Source organism: Collinsella sp. AF28-5AC, from assembly GCF_003457875.1.
Lineage (GTDB): Bacteria > Actinomycetota > Coriobacteriia > Coriobacteriales > Coriobacteriaceae > Collinsella.
The window spans coordinates 22,262-35,540 of record NZ_QRTA01000019.1; the positions used below are offsets into that span (position 1 = coordinate 22,262).

General features: G+C 59.5%; 11 protein-coding genes. 4 read left to right on the forward strand and 7 right to left on the reverse strand.

Features of this window, described 5'->3' with window-relative positions:
- Position 1 precedes the first annotated feature (1 nt).
- The 4 genes from DWZ01_RS09625 to DWZ01_RS09640 all read right to left on the reverse strand — a co-directional run bounded on the left by DWZ01_RS09625 (position 2) and on the right by DWZ01_RS09640 (position 3,885).
- Positions 2–418 carry a hypothetical protein gene (locus DWZ01_RS09625; RefSeq protein WP_022095127.1) on the reverse strand — a complete coding sequence of 139 codons (417 nt, stop codon included), beginning with the start codon at positions 416–418 and terminating at the stop codon, positions 2–4.
- Between the two features lie 99 nt (positions 419–517).
- Entirely contained in the window at positions 518–2,041 is a 1,524-nt protein-coding gene (locus tag DWZ01_RS09630) for a C69 family dipeptidase (protein WP_117770612.1), read from the reverse strand.
- Between the two features lie 354 nt (positions 2,042–2,395).
- A complete protein-coding gene (locus tag DWZ01_RS09635) occupies positions 2,396–3,250 on the reverse strand; it encodes a bifunctional 5,10-methylenetetrahydrofolate dehydrogenase/5,10-methenyltetrahydrofolate cyclohydrolase (protein WP_117848839.1) in 855 nt (284 codons plus the stop codon).
- Between the two features lie 2 nt (positions 3,251–3,252).
- The gene (locus DWZ01_RS09640; RefSeq protein ID WP_158557029.1) at positions 3,253–3,885 is read right to left on the reverse strand and encodes a cyclodeaminase/cyclohydrolase family protein; all 633 of its coding nucleotides are present in this window, start codon (positions 3,883–3,885) and stop codon (positions 3,253–3,255) included.
- 463 nt (positions 3,886–4,348) lie between these two features.
- On the opposite strand from DWZ01_RS09640, the gene DWZ01_RS09645 reads away from it, so the two are divergent.
- Positions 4,349–4,942, forward strand: a complete 594-nt coding sequence (locus tag DWZ01_RS09645) for a hypothetical protein (protein WP_117769547.1) — start codon at positions 4,349–4,351, stop codon at positions 4,940–4,942.
- A gap of 305 nt (positions 4,943–5,247) precedes the next feature.
- Complete coding sequence (locus DWZ01_RS09650; protein WP_117769545.1) at positions 5,248–7,737, forward strand: phosphatidylinositol-specific phospholipase C; 2,490 nt, start codon at positions 5,248–5,250, stop codon at positions 7,735–7,737.
- 95 nt (positions 7,738–7,832) lie between these two features.
- Here the strand turns inward: DWZ01_RS09650 and DWZ01_RS09655 are convergent, their stop codons facing one another.
- Entirely contained in the window at positions 7,833–8,102 is a 270-nt protein-coding gene (locus tag DWZ01_RS09655; RefSeq protein ID WP_117769543.1) for a hypothetical protein, read from the reverse strand.
- Positions 8,103–8,356: 254 nt separating this feature from the next.
- On the opposite strand from DWZ01_RS09655, the gene DWZ01_RS09660 reads away from it, so the two are divergent.
- Positions 8,357–8,629 (forward strand): helix-turn-helix domain-containing protein, encoded by a 273-nt coding sequence (locus DWZ01_RS09660; RefSeq protein WP_117848843.1) that lies wholly within the window; start codon positions 8,357–8,359, stop codon positions 8,627–8,629.
- Positions 8,630–9,353: 724 nt separating this feature from the next.
- Here the strand turns inward: DWZ01_RS09660 and DWZ01_RS09665 are convergent.
- Entirely contained in the window at positions 9,354–10,691 is a 1,338-nt protein-coding gene (locus DWZ01_RS09665) for a hypothetical protein (protein ID WP_117769541.1), read from the reverse strand.
- A 218-nt stretch (positions 10,692–10,909) separates the two neighbouring features.
- Between DWZ01_RS09665 and DWZ01_RS09670 the strand changes: the two genes are divergently transcribed.
- A complete protein-coding gene (locus tag DWZ01_RS09670) occupies positions 10,910–12,091 on the forward strand; it encodes a cation diffusion facilitator family transporter (protein ID WP_117769539.1) in 1,182 nt (393 codons plus the stop codon).
- A 12-nt stretch (positions 12,092–12,103) separates the two neighbouring features.
- Here the strand turns inward: DWZ01_RS09670 and DWZ01_RS09675 are convergent, their stop codons facing one another.
- Positions 12,104–13,087: a hypothetical protein gene (locus tag DWZ01_RS09675; protein ID WP_117848844.1), complete on the reverse strand. Its 984-nt coding sequence runs from the start codon at positions 13,085–13,087 to the stop codon at positions 12,104–12,106.
- Positions 13,088–13,279 lie beyond the last annotated feature (192 nt).

Genomic DNA, 13,279 nt, shown 5'->3' on the forward strand with positions numbered 1-13,279 from the left:
GCTACTCGGCCTCTTCGGTATCCTTCGCATCGTCGGGCTCAACGGACTCGACGGGCACCGAGGTCACGTTGTCCTCGACCGAATCGACGATGTCGCGCACATGGGCTAGGAAGGCCGTGCGCTCAGGGGCGGTCATAACGCGGACGCGGGCAAGGATGAGCTCGTCGAGCACGCGCTGGGCCGCAGTCTCGCCCTGTATGCCCAAGCGCTCGGTCAGATCGGAGATGGTGCCACCGGCCTGCTCGAACATGTCGGACACGCTGCGGGCGATATCGGGGGTGGCGGTGTCCTTGCGGACCTGCTCGCCTTTGGTGTTAAGGTCGTCGAGGACCTTCTTGCCGCCTTCGACAGCAACGGCGGCAGCGCCAAAGCCCACGTTAATGGCGCCGTTAACAAGCTGATCGAGTTTCATAACCATGGTTGTCTCCAATCACAAACAACTGCATTGGCGTTCTTGTACCCAAGATTGAGCGAAAGCGACAAAGCGTTTTAGCGCTATTCGATCGACGGGAAATCCCTACCTCACGTTGTCGTTCATCGCGAAAGAGTTCTTCATGGCGCAGCTCGTGGTGTAGAGCACCTTGCCCAGCAGGGCATCGGTCTCCACGCGAACACGCTCGGCAAAGGCCTCGTTGGCGCGTGTAAGCTCGGAAGGCACCTCGGCCTCGGGCAGAGCGGCTACGGCAGCGTCGACGTCATGGATCTGCTTGTGGCCCATGCCACCGATCTTCTCCTGATAATCCTCGACCGCGCGGCCGCACTCATGGAAACGGACGTCGGCCAGGGCACCGATCAGGCGGTTGGCCCAGTAGAAGTTTTCGGACGTCACGCGAGCCTGCGTGTCGGCATAGTACTCGGGCATGGTCTCGACGTTGGCGTACAGCGGAACCAGCGCGTTAAACGAGTTGGAGCCAAAGGCCATCCACTGCACGGCGCGATAGGCCGGCTGCGCATAGGAACGCAGCTGCAACACGGCGAGCTGGCTGTTGCGGTTGATGCCGATGGGGCGATAGGCGCCGCGCGTGGCGGGCGTGCCCTTGCTGCCGTAGCAGTCGTACTCCGTGCCCTGGTAGTGGCTCGAAAGCACGTACTTAATGTCCTCGATGGTCACCTTGCGCTCGGGCACGCGGCTCCAAGGGATGTCGTCGCTCTCGGGCGTGAAGTCGGCGTCGGGGCCATCCCACACGTCGCTGGGGTTGAGGCAGCGCTGCATGTACCAGGCGCGCGGCGTGTTGTAGACATGGTCGCTGTCGCTGTGCGAGCCAAAGGCCTCGCGCGGGTTAAAGACCACAGCCGGGCCGTCGCCCTCGACGCCCAGCGTCAGGTCCAGATGCCACTCGGCCATCCAGGCGCGCAAGTCGGCGGAGCACATATGGTCGGCCTGGGCGCCCTCGGCGTCATCCAGGTCAAAGCTGTCGATACCCAGCTGGTTGGGCATGGTCACATAGGCGTCATCGGGCACACGCTTGGCAATCCAGTGGTGACCACCGATGGTCTCGAGCCACCAGATCTCGTCCACATCACTAAAGGCGATGCCGTTGTTCTCGTAGGTGCCGTAGCGCTCGAGCAGGTCGCCCAGGATACGGACGCCGTCGCGGGCGGACTTGGCGTAGGGCAGGACCAGGGTCACCATATCCTCCTCGCCCAGGCCACCAGGTTGCGCCGGCACATAGCCGTCCTCACCCTCGTTGCCCTTGGCGGGCACGTAGTCCACGAGTGGGTCGGCGCCGCGGACGCGCTCGTTGGTGGTGAGCGTCTCGGTTGCGGACATGCCCACATTGAGCTCGTTGAAACCGGCCTCGGCCCAGATGCCGTGGCCCGGGACAACATCGGGGACGCTCGTGTAGCGCATGGGGTTATCGGGCAGTTCAACGGTCAGGTGACTCAGGACGCTCGTGTAGACGCGCGGCTGCTCGTCGGGATGCACCACGCGCATACGCTTGGGCTCAAACACCCCGTTGGACGAGTCCTCGTTACGCGCGACCAGGGTCGACCCGTCGTAGCTTGCGTTTTTACCGACCAGAATCGTTGTGCACGGCATGCGCATCCTCCTTGAGTGAAGAAATCAAACGATAACAGTGTATCGCTTCGGCGCAGAAAGGGCGAAACCACGGCCTCGGCAGCCCCCGTGGTCAAAAAATGCCAAATATGAGTACTGTCACCAATTTAGTGGCAGCAAATTTCCCTGTAACGAGTGCCGAAAATCCCCATTTGCCCAAAAGCAAGACAACGTTATTCCCCATAAGTTCAATAAAATAGGCTTCCTAACGATAATGGATACCGTTAGGAAGCCAAAAAGACGTAAGACATATGTGACTATCTTGGCAACAGTACTCATATTTGGCATTTTTTGTCCACGGGGTATAGAACTAACCCCTCAAACAGCCCAAAACGCCTATTTCAATGCGCGCTCGGCCGCTTCGATCACGTGTTTGGCGAGGATCGCCGTCGTCACAGCTCCCACGCCGCCCGGCACGGGCGTGATGGTGTCAACAACCGGCTCTGCAGCATCAAAATCAACGTCCCCGACCAGCTTGCCAGCGGCCTCGTCCCAATTAATGCCAACATCGATGATCGTCTGGCCCTCGCGAACGGCATCCACGCCAATCGTACGCGCGCGTCCAACGGCGGCAACCACAATGTCGGCAGAACGGCACTCGGCAGCAAGATCGCGTGTATGCGTATGGCACATCGTCACCGTGGCATTGCGAGCCGTAAGCATGGCGGCAACGGGACGACCAATCACCAGAGACCGACCGACGACCGCAACCTTGGCCCCATCCAGCTCAACACTGTAATGGTCCAGCAACGCCAACACGGCCTCGGCCGTGCAGGGAGCAAAGCCCTCGCCACGACCCGAAAGCGTGGTAAGCAGCGAGGCCGGCGTCATGGAGTCAACATCCTTGGCGGGATCGAGCGCCGCGGCAAACGCATCCTCGTCAAGGCCGGCGGGCAGCGGGCGGAACATCAAACAGCCATGAACAGCCAAGTCGGCATTAATGCCCTCGATAGCCGCCAGCAGCTCGTCCTGCGAGACGTCGGCAGGAAGCAAAACGCGACGAGCCTCGATGCCAACCTTTTCGCAGCGTTTAAGAGCGCCACGCTCATAGGACAGGTCGTCCTCGCGCTCGCCCACGCGCACGATAGCCAACGTCGGAACAACGCCCCGCTCGCGCAGGGCTGCGCAGCGAGCAGCAAGTTCCTCAGTCAAAGCGCGAGCAACGGGAGCACCCTTCAGCAGTTCAGCCATGTCTATCCCCTTTTCCTTGCAGCGTCGGAGGCGCGGCGCGCCAGCGCATCGGCGCGCGGCAACCATGTGTCGAGCAACTCATCACACGCCGTCTCGAGCTCCTCAGCACGAGCGCGATCCTTCATAGATGTGGTGTTCGCAAAGAGCGTCAGGCTCGCGCCCTGCATGGCGGCGCGGCAGAATACGGCACCGCACGCCACGTCGGACAGCAGCTGTCGGGAGCCCTTGTCCGCCATGACCTCGAGCAGCGCCAGCGCGCGCCCGCAGGCGTCCATGATCCGATACGGAGGCATGGCAGCCACGCGCAGCGCATCCTGAATCGCCGCAGGTCGAGCCGGATCATCACGAGGAATACCGTATGCCGCAGATACCTGGCCGTATGCACGAACATCCTCGGCAACCAGGCCCACAAGCTCCTGCACCAACTCGTCTGCCTGGGCAAATGCGCGCGTCAGATCGTCTGCGCGATCGGCAAGCGCGGGATTAGTTGCCCCATAACGAGCGACCATCCCGCAAAGCGAGGCGCCCAGCGCGCCCACAAAAGCGCTCGCGCTGCCACCACCGGGAACCGGCTCGCGCGCGGCCAGCGCCTCGGCAAAACCGCGACAGGTTTTATCCATCATCTCTTGGCTCATACGCACACGCACCTTCAAGTCATATATATCGGTCGGGCGGCCGACGCCGGCCGACCGCATCGATCACGTAATGGTGCTAAGTCTAGCCCATAAGTACGCGAGCGTCAGCGCATCTGGCCATCGCGGATTTCTATGGCACGCGATAGGCGTCGACAACGCAAGCATGGGACACATGGCCCACCTTTCGAGACTTCCGGACGTCACAAACTGGGGCATATCTATAAACAAGGAACCTGTTGGGGCAACGCCCGCGTACACGCGCCCCTTTTAAAACAACGGGCACCCAACCCCGGGGAGGGCCGACAGCATCGGCCCTCCCCTCTTTTGGACCCGCGTATATTGCCACTTGTCGGCGCAATTCCAGCCCCCAGAATGGGACACATGGCCCACCAGAACGAGCCGCTCGCGCGTACAGTAAAGGCAGGTAATCCATGGGCGGTTACAGATCGAGGAGGACACGACCATGAAAAAGAAGGCCTTTGCGATTCTCACCCTCTGCATAAGCCTCTTAGCCGCAGTCTCCCTAGTGGGCTGCGGTGGCAGCGGCGGCGCTACCGGAAGCGGCGGTGGCGGCGGAGCAGAAAAGCCAGCCGTGGATATGAGGACCGATTTCATTTGGTTTAAGGTCGAGGTCCCCGAGGGCGTCGAGATCACCGACGTCGCAGGCGACACGGCCGATAGGGCCCAGTTTAAGTTCACCGAGAGCGAGCACGCCAGCGACCGCTTCATCCCCGTCTTCGATCCTGACAAGAACGCCGACGAGCTGTTCGACTACGAGGCAAAGTGGAAGGCCAACTCCGGATGGACCGAGAGCGATCCCGTTAAGTACAACGGCAAGACCTGGCGCAGTGCCTACTTTACGCACTCGGGCGGCGTGACGACCGAGCACTTCACCGACGTTGACGGTGGCAGTGTGTATGTGCGCATCGACAACGTCGAGGAACACAAGGACGCCGTCGAGACCATGATGAAGTCTCTGGAGTTTGCCGACGACATCGCCGAGGCCAAGACCGAGGCCATGGACGTCAAGCTCGACGATATCGAGATCAAGCGTTAAGCGACTGGCGAGTGCAGCGGGAAACACAGGCGCAGTGCAAACAAGCGACGGTACCCCAGAGCTTCGTACCCAGGGAGGGCCGGTAAACCGACCCTCCCTTTCTTATGCCGGTAGCCAACGAACGCGAGGATGCCGGACGCCGGAACCGCTCCAAATGTAGCAACAGTACGAAAACGACAAGCACCCCAACACGTCCGCCCGCCGATTTATTGCGCCGCGCAGACAATTAAACCAGCATCTTTAAACATCTGAGCAGTATAGTGACCAAAACTATCGCATAACCGCACTCTACGAATGGAGAAGTTATGACCGAACACCGCGCCATCAGCCGCCGAGCATTTACGTTGGGCCTTGGACTCGCGGCGTTGTCGCCACTTGCAAGCCTGCCCGAAACCGCCATGCTGGGCATTAGCCCGCGGGCAGCCTTTGCGGACAGCACGGCCGGGCCAGCAGTCAGCCTCGACAATTTCGTCATTCGCCTTCGCCCCGCGGGCTATTTTCGTACCGCAAGCGTTAACGAAGACGGCAACGTCATCGGCAACGTCTGCCATCTGTTTAATGACGGCACGTCCAGCAAGCTCATCCTTGAGAACGTAACGACCAAGAATGACGATACAAACTGGTATGCTATCCGCACCTTGCTCAATTTCGAAGAGCATAAAAAGACGGGCTACAGCATTTGGTCGGTCGATGGCGACTCGGACAAAGACGGAAAGGTCATCCACGTATGGAGCGGCGAGTATGACAACAAGCCCAGCCGCGCTTTTGCGTTCGAGCGGCAATCAAACGGAACCTATATCATCCGAGACCGCACGGTCGAGAAAGAAACCGAGAAAAAAGACATTAAGTACCTGGCAATAGAATCGAACGGCGAAGACCAGGACAACAATAAGATCTGCCATAAGAGTAAGAGCATTCCGTGGGAGCTCGAACTTATCGGTTACGACATGAAAAAGAACGATGCCACGGTTAGCAGCCTCGACTGGATCACGTACAGCAGCTACGTCGATGGGCCATGTTGGATGAAATACGTCGACGACAACAAGTTCCTCGACGAGCTGAGCATCCCGGGTACGCACGATTCGGGCACCTGTAGCGTGGACAACGACACCGAGCCCCAATCCTCGCAAGTAAAATGCCAGCAGGATTACATTCCCACGCAGTTGCTCGAAGGCATTCGCTATTTTGATATCCGGCTCGGAAAGGGCGACAACCCTGGCATCTGCCACGGGGATTTCTACCTATTCAAAAAAGACGGGGACTATCTGCATCTCTCCGATGTCATCGGGTACTTTAAAACGTTTTTGAACGAAAACCCGACAGAAGCGCTCATCATGCTTGTATCACGAGGCAACGACGAGGCTACCGACGAAAGTGTTACGACGGCTTTCGCCAAGGTTTTGGACGACAACCCCAAACTGTTCTATACGTCGAGCCGAATCCCCACGCTACACGAGGTGCGCGGAAAGATCGTTCTGCTGCGTCGATTTAGGCTCGCCGGCAACAGTGTAAGCGGCCACACGTGGGGCCTCGACCTTACCGAATGGGATGACAAGATCAAGGCTCACTCCGACAGCGCCACTATGTGTCTCGTCCAAGACGCGCGGGGCTTTGAAGCCGCGGGGGAAACAGGCGATAAAGAGCCCTATTGCACCAAGGTATACGCCCAGGACAAGTACAAACTCACGGGAACCGACAAGCTCAGCTGGGTCGATAATGCGCTGAAGGAAACGTCCGGGCGCACGCGCAACGAGGTAGATGTCGAGGACGATAACGGGGCCAAGGAGAAAGTCCTGGAGCGTTGCTGGTCTATCAACTACACCAGCTGCACGGGCTTGTCGCACGGAGGCAATCCTTTTACCTCGGCACGAGTAGTCAACGAGCATCTGTATAAGAGCCCGTACATCAATCCCAGCGGCATCGAGGATACAAAGTCAGATTACCTCAAGCACATTGGCATCATCGCATCCGACTTTGTTGATGCGGCGCTGGCCCGGAGCATCTATCAGCGCAATTACGATACGGAGCACAAGCAGACGGCTTCGTACTATCTCCCGTACTATCTCCCGACCCGCATGCGCATGACGTACGGCGACTCGCTGAGCGATGCCTCATTCCAGGATGGCAAGACCGTTGGCGAGGGTCATTTCCGCCTTGCCGACAGCAGCAACGCGCTCAACGCGACAGCTTCGGGCCATGCGTTTGCCATTGAATACGTGGATGTCGACGCCCTGGGCAACGAGACCGTTACGGGGCTGCAGGGCTCTGTGCCCATCGATATCGATCCGCTCGCGCTGACGCCCCATTTTGAGGGACTCGAAGGCCTTAAGGCCGGCGAAGACGTGCGCGCCAAGATTGCGGCATCACTCGAGGGCAAGCTCGAAACCGACGCCTGCACCGCCCAGCTCGAGTTTGTGCACGACGCGGACGGCGCTCCGGGCACGGCAATGGCCGAGGGCGAGGCATTTGCCGCGGGGACGTATTGGGTGCGTGCGAAAGGTCTGTTGGGCGACGCGGCGCAAAACTACACGCTCGCCAGCGATGGAGCCGCAAGCTTTACCGTAGCGGCCTCGGGCAGTGCAGGCGGCACCGGTAGCGGCACGGGTTCCAACGCAGACGGCGCCGACAAGAACGGCGGCGGCAACAAGAGCAAGGGCTCGACCGGAAAACTCGCCGACACGGGCGACGGCTCTGGCGTTGCCGCCGGGCTCGCTGCCGCCGCCGTGGCGACAACGGTCGCCGGCGCGGCGATGCTTGCCAATGACCGCGAAAACGTTGGGGACGACAGCGAATAGGCAAGCCCGCCTTTTAGACACATCGACTCAATTGGGGGGGCGCAGAATACCGTTCTGCGCCCCGATTTTTACCTTAGCCCGAACACCGTTATCGGCTACATCACCATGTTCAGCGCATTCACGAACTCCTGAGCTTGGGAGCGGCTGCTCAGACTAAAGACACAGGCAGTCAACAGCCTGTTACGTAGGAAAACGTCGCGGCCCTTGATCCTGCTGACCCCCGTAATGTCCTTAAGATAAACAATCTCGGTGTGCTTGCCACCAAAAGTGCCCTTCTTGAGCACCTCGATGCGGTTAAGGTAGATCTTGACGTCTTTAAACCTACCCGAACCTTTGTCCTGGAACAGCAGCGTGTTGTTGTCCATACGCGTCACTCCCGCGGGGTTCGCTAAAACTGCCTCTATGGTCACATTTTAACCACCGCAAGGCCCCATGCGATGATGTCAGACAGCACAGCAATTCGTGTCCGCGCGAGGCTTTAAGATAGGTATGCTCAGCTGCATCGATGCGACCGGAATATTCTAGGAGCACGCCTCGTATTATTCGCCATTAGAGGAGGTCTTACCTGGTTTACGTATGGGAATTCGAGTTCTTTGATTCGGACGGCATTGAACTTCCCGTGCCAGACTTCGGACATGAGCCGCGACACGGCGGCAAGATTATCGCTGTAGCCGTCAACCGCGAACTCGGCGACATTCCCGCCGTCACCGCAGTGGATGCCGCGCGTATGCTCGGTGTTAGCTCAGCACGGGTGTCACAACTGCTAAATGCAGGACTGCTGGATTCATGGAAGGATGGCACCAAGCACATGATGTCCAAAGCCTCCATCGAGGCACGACTCGCCGATGCACCAAGGGTGGGACGCCCCAAAGAGGCCCCCGTTGCCGTGTAAGGCGATGCCGCTGTGGGCTTTCATCACCTGACATGCATGGCAGCCAGGAACGCTCGATTCGGGACTCACTGCGCCCCGAATCGAGCTGGGCCCATTGCTGCAGGCTGATTCGCATCCCCGATCCCAAAAAGACAGAAGCGCCACTTGCTTCGTTGAGCCCCAACATCCGACCCCGGCTCCCCCTCGTATCCCCAGCGGCATTTCAACTCCAGGACATGTCGCGATCATGCCCGGTCATCCATGCAAATGGACACCACTCTAACACTGGGGTCAGATATCCCCCGCTGCGGCGTATAGGGTAAAATCTTGTCTGCCGCGGAATCCGCCTGCGGGCAACGCTCCGATCTCCGATTGGGGTGAAGCCTATGAACTTGTTTCTTGAAATCCTGCGCCTCTCGATGTACGCGACCGGCATTGCCCGGAACCTCTACGCGATCTGGCGGGAATATAAGCAGTAACGGATAGCGAAGGGAGTCATAGAAAAGGGCCGGTTGCAGCCGGCCCTAGACGATAATACCTGCGTTGCCCGCGTCTCCGAAGTTTAAGCGCTGAGGAGCGGGTTCCGCGGCACAACCTGATTTTACCCAGTGAGGCAGCTCTTTTGCAGCCGCTCCACTGTTTATTTACATCTGGCACCCTCAAACAATCAGACAGCAGCCCGCACTCCTGAGAGCCGCCCCGCACCCCCGGCCATCACGTTACGGCAACAACCGGCGCTACTCCCCTACTTCCCAAAGATCGCAGCGAACAAGCCCTTGCGTTTGGGCTTTTCCTCTCGGTAAGAACCCTCGGCAACCGCTGCAACCTGGCGCGGTTGCTCGCCGCCTCCACGGCGCACGATCTGGTACAGGAAGGGCGATTTAACGTATTTGACCTCGACGGGCGTGGCGTGCACGGTGCTCTCACCGGACAGATGCAGGCTCGGGCTGAGCGACGCCACGATATGCGTTTCGCGCTTGTCGCTAAACACCACCGCGGCCGCGCGGCCCGTCTGGCCGTTTACGGCAATGCGCACCTGCTCGCCATCGCGGCCGTCTGTCGCCGGACGATCGACAAAGTAGACCGGCACCATCACCAGGCCGTCCTTATGTTTGCGGGCCTTGCGCGCCCACATGCGAATGCTCTTTTTATTGAGCCCCAGTACAGCCTCGGCGTCGTTGCCCGCAACGTCGAGCGCCAACTTATCAATGACCACCTGGTCCTTGGTAGACGCATCGACTGAGACAACGCGAAAGTCACCTTCCTGCATGGCGGGATCGAACGGACCGACCTTGGCAAAGTCCCACGGCTCCAAAATGCCCATGAGGCGAACGTCCAGGTAGTTTGCCCTGGGGTATGCCCAGTCGAGCACCTCGTAGTACACCAAGGCCTCCTTGCTCAGGCCCTTGCCCGGGAAGCTCGCCATCATGCGCAAGTCCGCCAGCGCCATGGGGAAATAGAAGAGCATCATGTCGTTTTGGATCGCGTCTTCCACGTCGTGCCCGGCAAAGGCATCCGGATACTGGCGCACCAGCTGCAGCGCGTTGGCACGTGCCTGCTGCGGCGAGATTTCGCAGGGAATACCCTGCTCGGGCACATACTCCGCACCAACGCCCATGGTCAGGCGCTTGCTAAACGTCCCCGGCTTGAGCAGGTCCGCAATGCCGATCTTATTGCCGCAGGACGGGCACTCAAACACACGCTGCGCTGACTCGCCCTCAAAGGACGCTCCGCAGAAGGGGCAAGGAATGCTCACATGCGTGGCCTCTTGGAACTCCTGCGCCGTGCCGCGATCCTCCCACAGCAGATGTTCCAGGACCGACTGATTGCGCCAGTGCGCATTGAAGAAATACCAGTCCGGGTCCTGCGGGCGCTCGAGTTGCGACACATGCGTGAGTTTGAGCAGTCCATCCACCACCGTCAACGGCGTATGGCGAATACCCAAAGCGCTCTTGGGCTCTCCGGCGTCCGCCTGCCACGGAACCACCGTGCCGCAATAGGCGCACTCAAAGCTGCGCTTAGCCTGGTGCGAGTACATAGGGCCGCCGCAGTTTTGACATTTAATGGCAAACATCTCGTCCATGGAAACGTCCTCCTTTGCACAGGGGCTGTCGACATTAAGTATGTCGAGCAAGCAGGCACATGCCCATACCCATGTGGCCCAAAATGGACCACCCAGGCAGACGAGAAGGCTCGCTCGTTAGCACCGGCAGACTATTGCTGCATTTTCTGAGCATCGGCGCACGGCGCCCCCGTGCGAGCTACACTATCCCCTTAAACATGATTGTGAGGACGACCGCTATGCTATTTGTAAATCGGCTGGTACATACGCTTGTTCCCGGCAGCGAGAGCGAGCCGGTCGATGCATCTTGCCGCACCAACGCGGGCTTTTCCGCAAGCCTCGTCTGCATTGGCCTCAACATCACCCTGTGCCTGGCCAAGGGCATCGCGGGCCTGCTCGCCGGCTCCGTCTCCCTCATCGCCGACGCTTTCAACAACCTCTCCGATGCCTCGAGCAACATCGTGAGTCTGCTCGGGTTCCGCCTTGCCAGCCGCCCGGCAGACGAAGGCCACCCCTATGGCCACGGTCGCTATGAGTACCTAGCCGGCCTGTTCGTCGCCGTCCTGGTTTGCGCCGTCGGCATCAATCTGATCCTCGAGTCGGTCACCAAGATCATCAAGCCTTCCCCCACCGCTTACACGTTCATTTCCCTTGCGGCACTGGCTACGTCCATGCTCGTAAAGCTCTGGATGGCCGCGTTCAACCGCACGCTGGGTAACCGCATCGATTCCGAAACGCTCATCGCCACGGCGCAGGACTCCAAGAATGACGTCATCACCTCGGGCTCGGTCTTGGCGGCGGCGCTTATTTCGCAAGCGACCGGCTTTGATCTCGACGGCTGGGCAGGCCTGGGCGTGGGCATCTTCATTTGCATCAGCGGCATGGGCCTGGTGCGCGACGCCATCAGCCCGCTGTTGGGGCAAGCGCCCGACCCCAAGCTCGTCCAGGAAATCCGCGACAGGATCATGTCATACCCCCAGGTTCTAGGCACGCACGACCTCATGGTGCATGACTACGGCCCCGGCCGTCAGTTTGCCAGCGCACACGTGGAAATGCCCGGCGAGGGCGATGCCTTTGAGCACCACGAGATTCTGGACACCATCGAACACGACATCAAACGCCAGATGGGCATTGGCATTACGCTGCACTGCGACCCCATTGCAACAACCGGTGACGACCTGCGCGGCTGGGTAAAGCGCGGCGTAGCGCAGATCGACCCTGCGCTTTCCATCCACGACCTGCACGAGCACGACGGCTTTGTTTCGTTTGACCTGGTGCGTCCCGACGGCTTTGACATATCCGACGAAGAGCTACTGGAGCTCGTCACGCGCATCGTGCACGAGCGCCGGCCCGATGCATCATGCGTCGTTACGTTTGACTCGGGCTTTAGCTCGCCCGACCGTCCGGCAGAGCAGCTGTAGCCCGCTTAACAGCTAGTTACCCTGTGCGCCCGAAATGCCGTTTTGCAGAGCGTCCCAGGCATTGGTAGCCATATCGCCCAGATTCTGAGCAGTATCACCCAGGTTTTGTGCCGTATCGCCCAGCTCTTGCGCCTTATCTCCCAACTCCTGCGCCTTGTTGCTCAAGTCCTCCAGCGTATTGGAGCTCGAGCTGTCGGTACCGCTTTGGCCGCCGGACGAGTTGCCATAGCTGTTCTTGTGCGTGAGCTGAATCTCCAGGTTGCCGTTGTCGTTATAGTAGGCATTCGTAACAACCCAGTTGGAATCGATGACGGGCGTTGAGCCATCGTCGGTCAGAATCACGGCGTTCGAAAGGTCGGCTCCGCGCGACTTGAGGAGCTTCTTGGCGTTGGACCAGTACTGTCCCGGGATATCGCTCAGGTCGACGGCAGCAGACTGGGTGGTCTCGGCCTGCTCGGTCGTGGCATCGGTCGTGGCGCCCCGCTTGTTGAGCATGCCCGACACGATGGCGAACACGATCGACAAGGCAAAGAAGATCGCCAGCACAATCAGGATTTTCTTGATCACGCTCGACGAACGCGACGGTGCCTTCTCCTCGTCCTCACCATACTGCGGAATCGATTTGGGATACTCGCGATACGGCTGGCACGCATGCGGATCGCGCGACTCATAACGAGACTGGACCTGCGCCGTACGCGGCATATACGTCGTCTGCTGAGGCTGCGGAATGGGATTATGCGGCAGGTTGTTATAAGCATCTGTCGCCGCATTGCCATACGGGTCCGGCGCCGCATTGTCATACGGGTCCTGCGGTGCATAATCAAACGGATCCCGTGGTGTATCGCCGTAGCCTATAACCCGTGTGGGTTCGGCAGACGTCTGCGTCGCGGCGGGGTCGGTATAACCGGGGTTGGAAACAACGCGAGTCGCATCGGCGCTATCGCCAGCCTGCGCGGAACCGTAGCCGCCCATCACGGTCGTCTTGTCCTGGTCCATGCAACGTTTCCTTTCCGTCGCCTGCAAGCATCAAGTTATCCATGCATTCTACCCGCGCAAAAGCCTATGATGGGCAAAGCCCGCCGGTATCTACAAGACATGCGCGTGCCTAAGGATCAAAAAGCCCCGCCGAGCCTTGGTTGAACTGCCTCCCATTTCTTGGACACAAGAAATGGGAGGCTTTTTTATGGC

Coding starts and splice junctions, on each gene's coding strand:
- DWZ01_RS09625 (WP_022095127.1), bottom strand. CDS start 418: ATGGTTATGAAACTCGATCAGCTTGTTAACGGCGCCATTAACGTGGGC.
- DWZ01_RS09630 (WP_117770612.1), bottom strand. CDS start 2,041: ATGCCGTGCACAACGATTCTGGTCGGTAAAAACGCAAGCTACGACGGG.
- DWZ01_RS09635 (WP_117848839.1), bottom strand. CDS start 3,250: ATGGCTGAACTGCTGAAGGGTGCTCCCGTTGCTCGCGCTTTGACTGAG.
- DWZ01_RS09640 (WP_158557029.1), bottom strand. CDS start 3,885: ATGAGCCAAGAGATGATGGATAAAACCTGTCGCGGTTTTGCCGAGGCG.
- DWZ01_RS09645 (WP_117769547.1), top strand. CDS start 4,349: ATGAAAAAGAAGGCCTTTGCGATTCTCACCCTCTGCATAAGCCTCTTA.
- DWZ01_RS09650 (WP_117769545.1), top strand. CDS start 5,248: ATGACCGAACACCGCGCCATCAGCCGCCGAGCATTTACGTTGGGCCTT.
- DWZ01_RS09655 (WP_117769543.1), bottom strand. CDS start 8,102: ATGGACAACAACACGCTGCTGTTCCAGGACAAAGGTTCGGGTAGGTTT.
- DWZ01_RS09665 (WP_117769541.1), bottom strand. CDS start 10,691: ATGGACGAGATGTTTGCCATTAAATGTCAAAACTGCGGCGGCCCTATG.
- DWZ01_RS09670 (WP_117769539.1), top strand. CDS start 10,910: ATGCTATTTGTAAATCGGCTGGTACATACGCTTGTTCCCGGCAGCGAG.
- DWZ01_RS09675 (WP_117848844.1), bottom strand. CDS start 13,087: ATGGACCAGGACAAGACGACCGTGATGGGCGGCTACGGTTCCGCGCAG.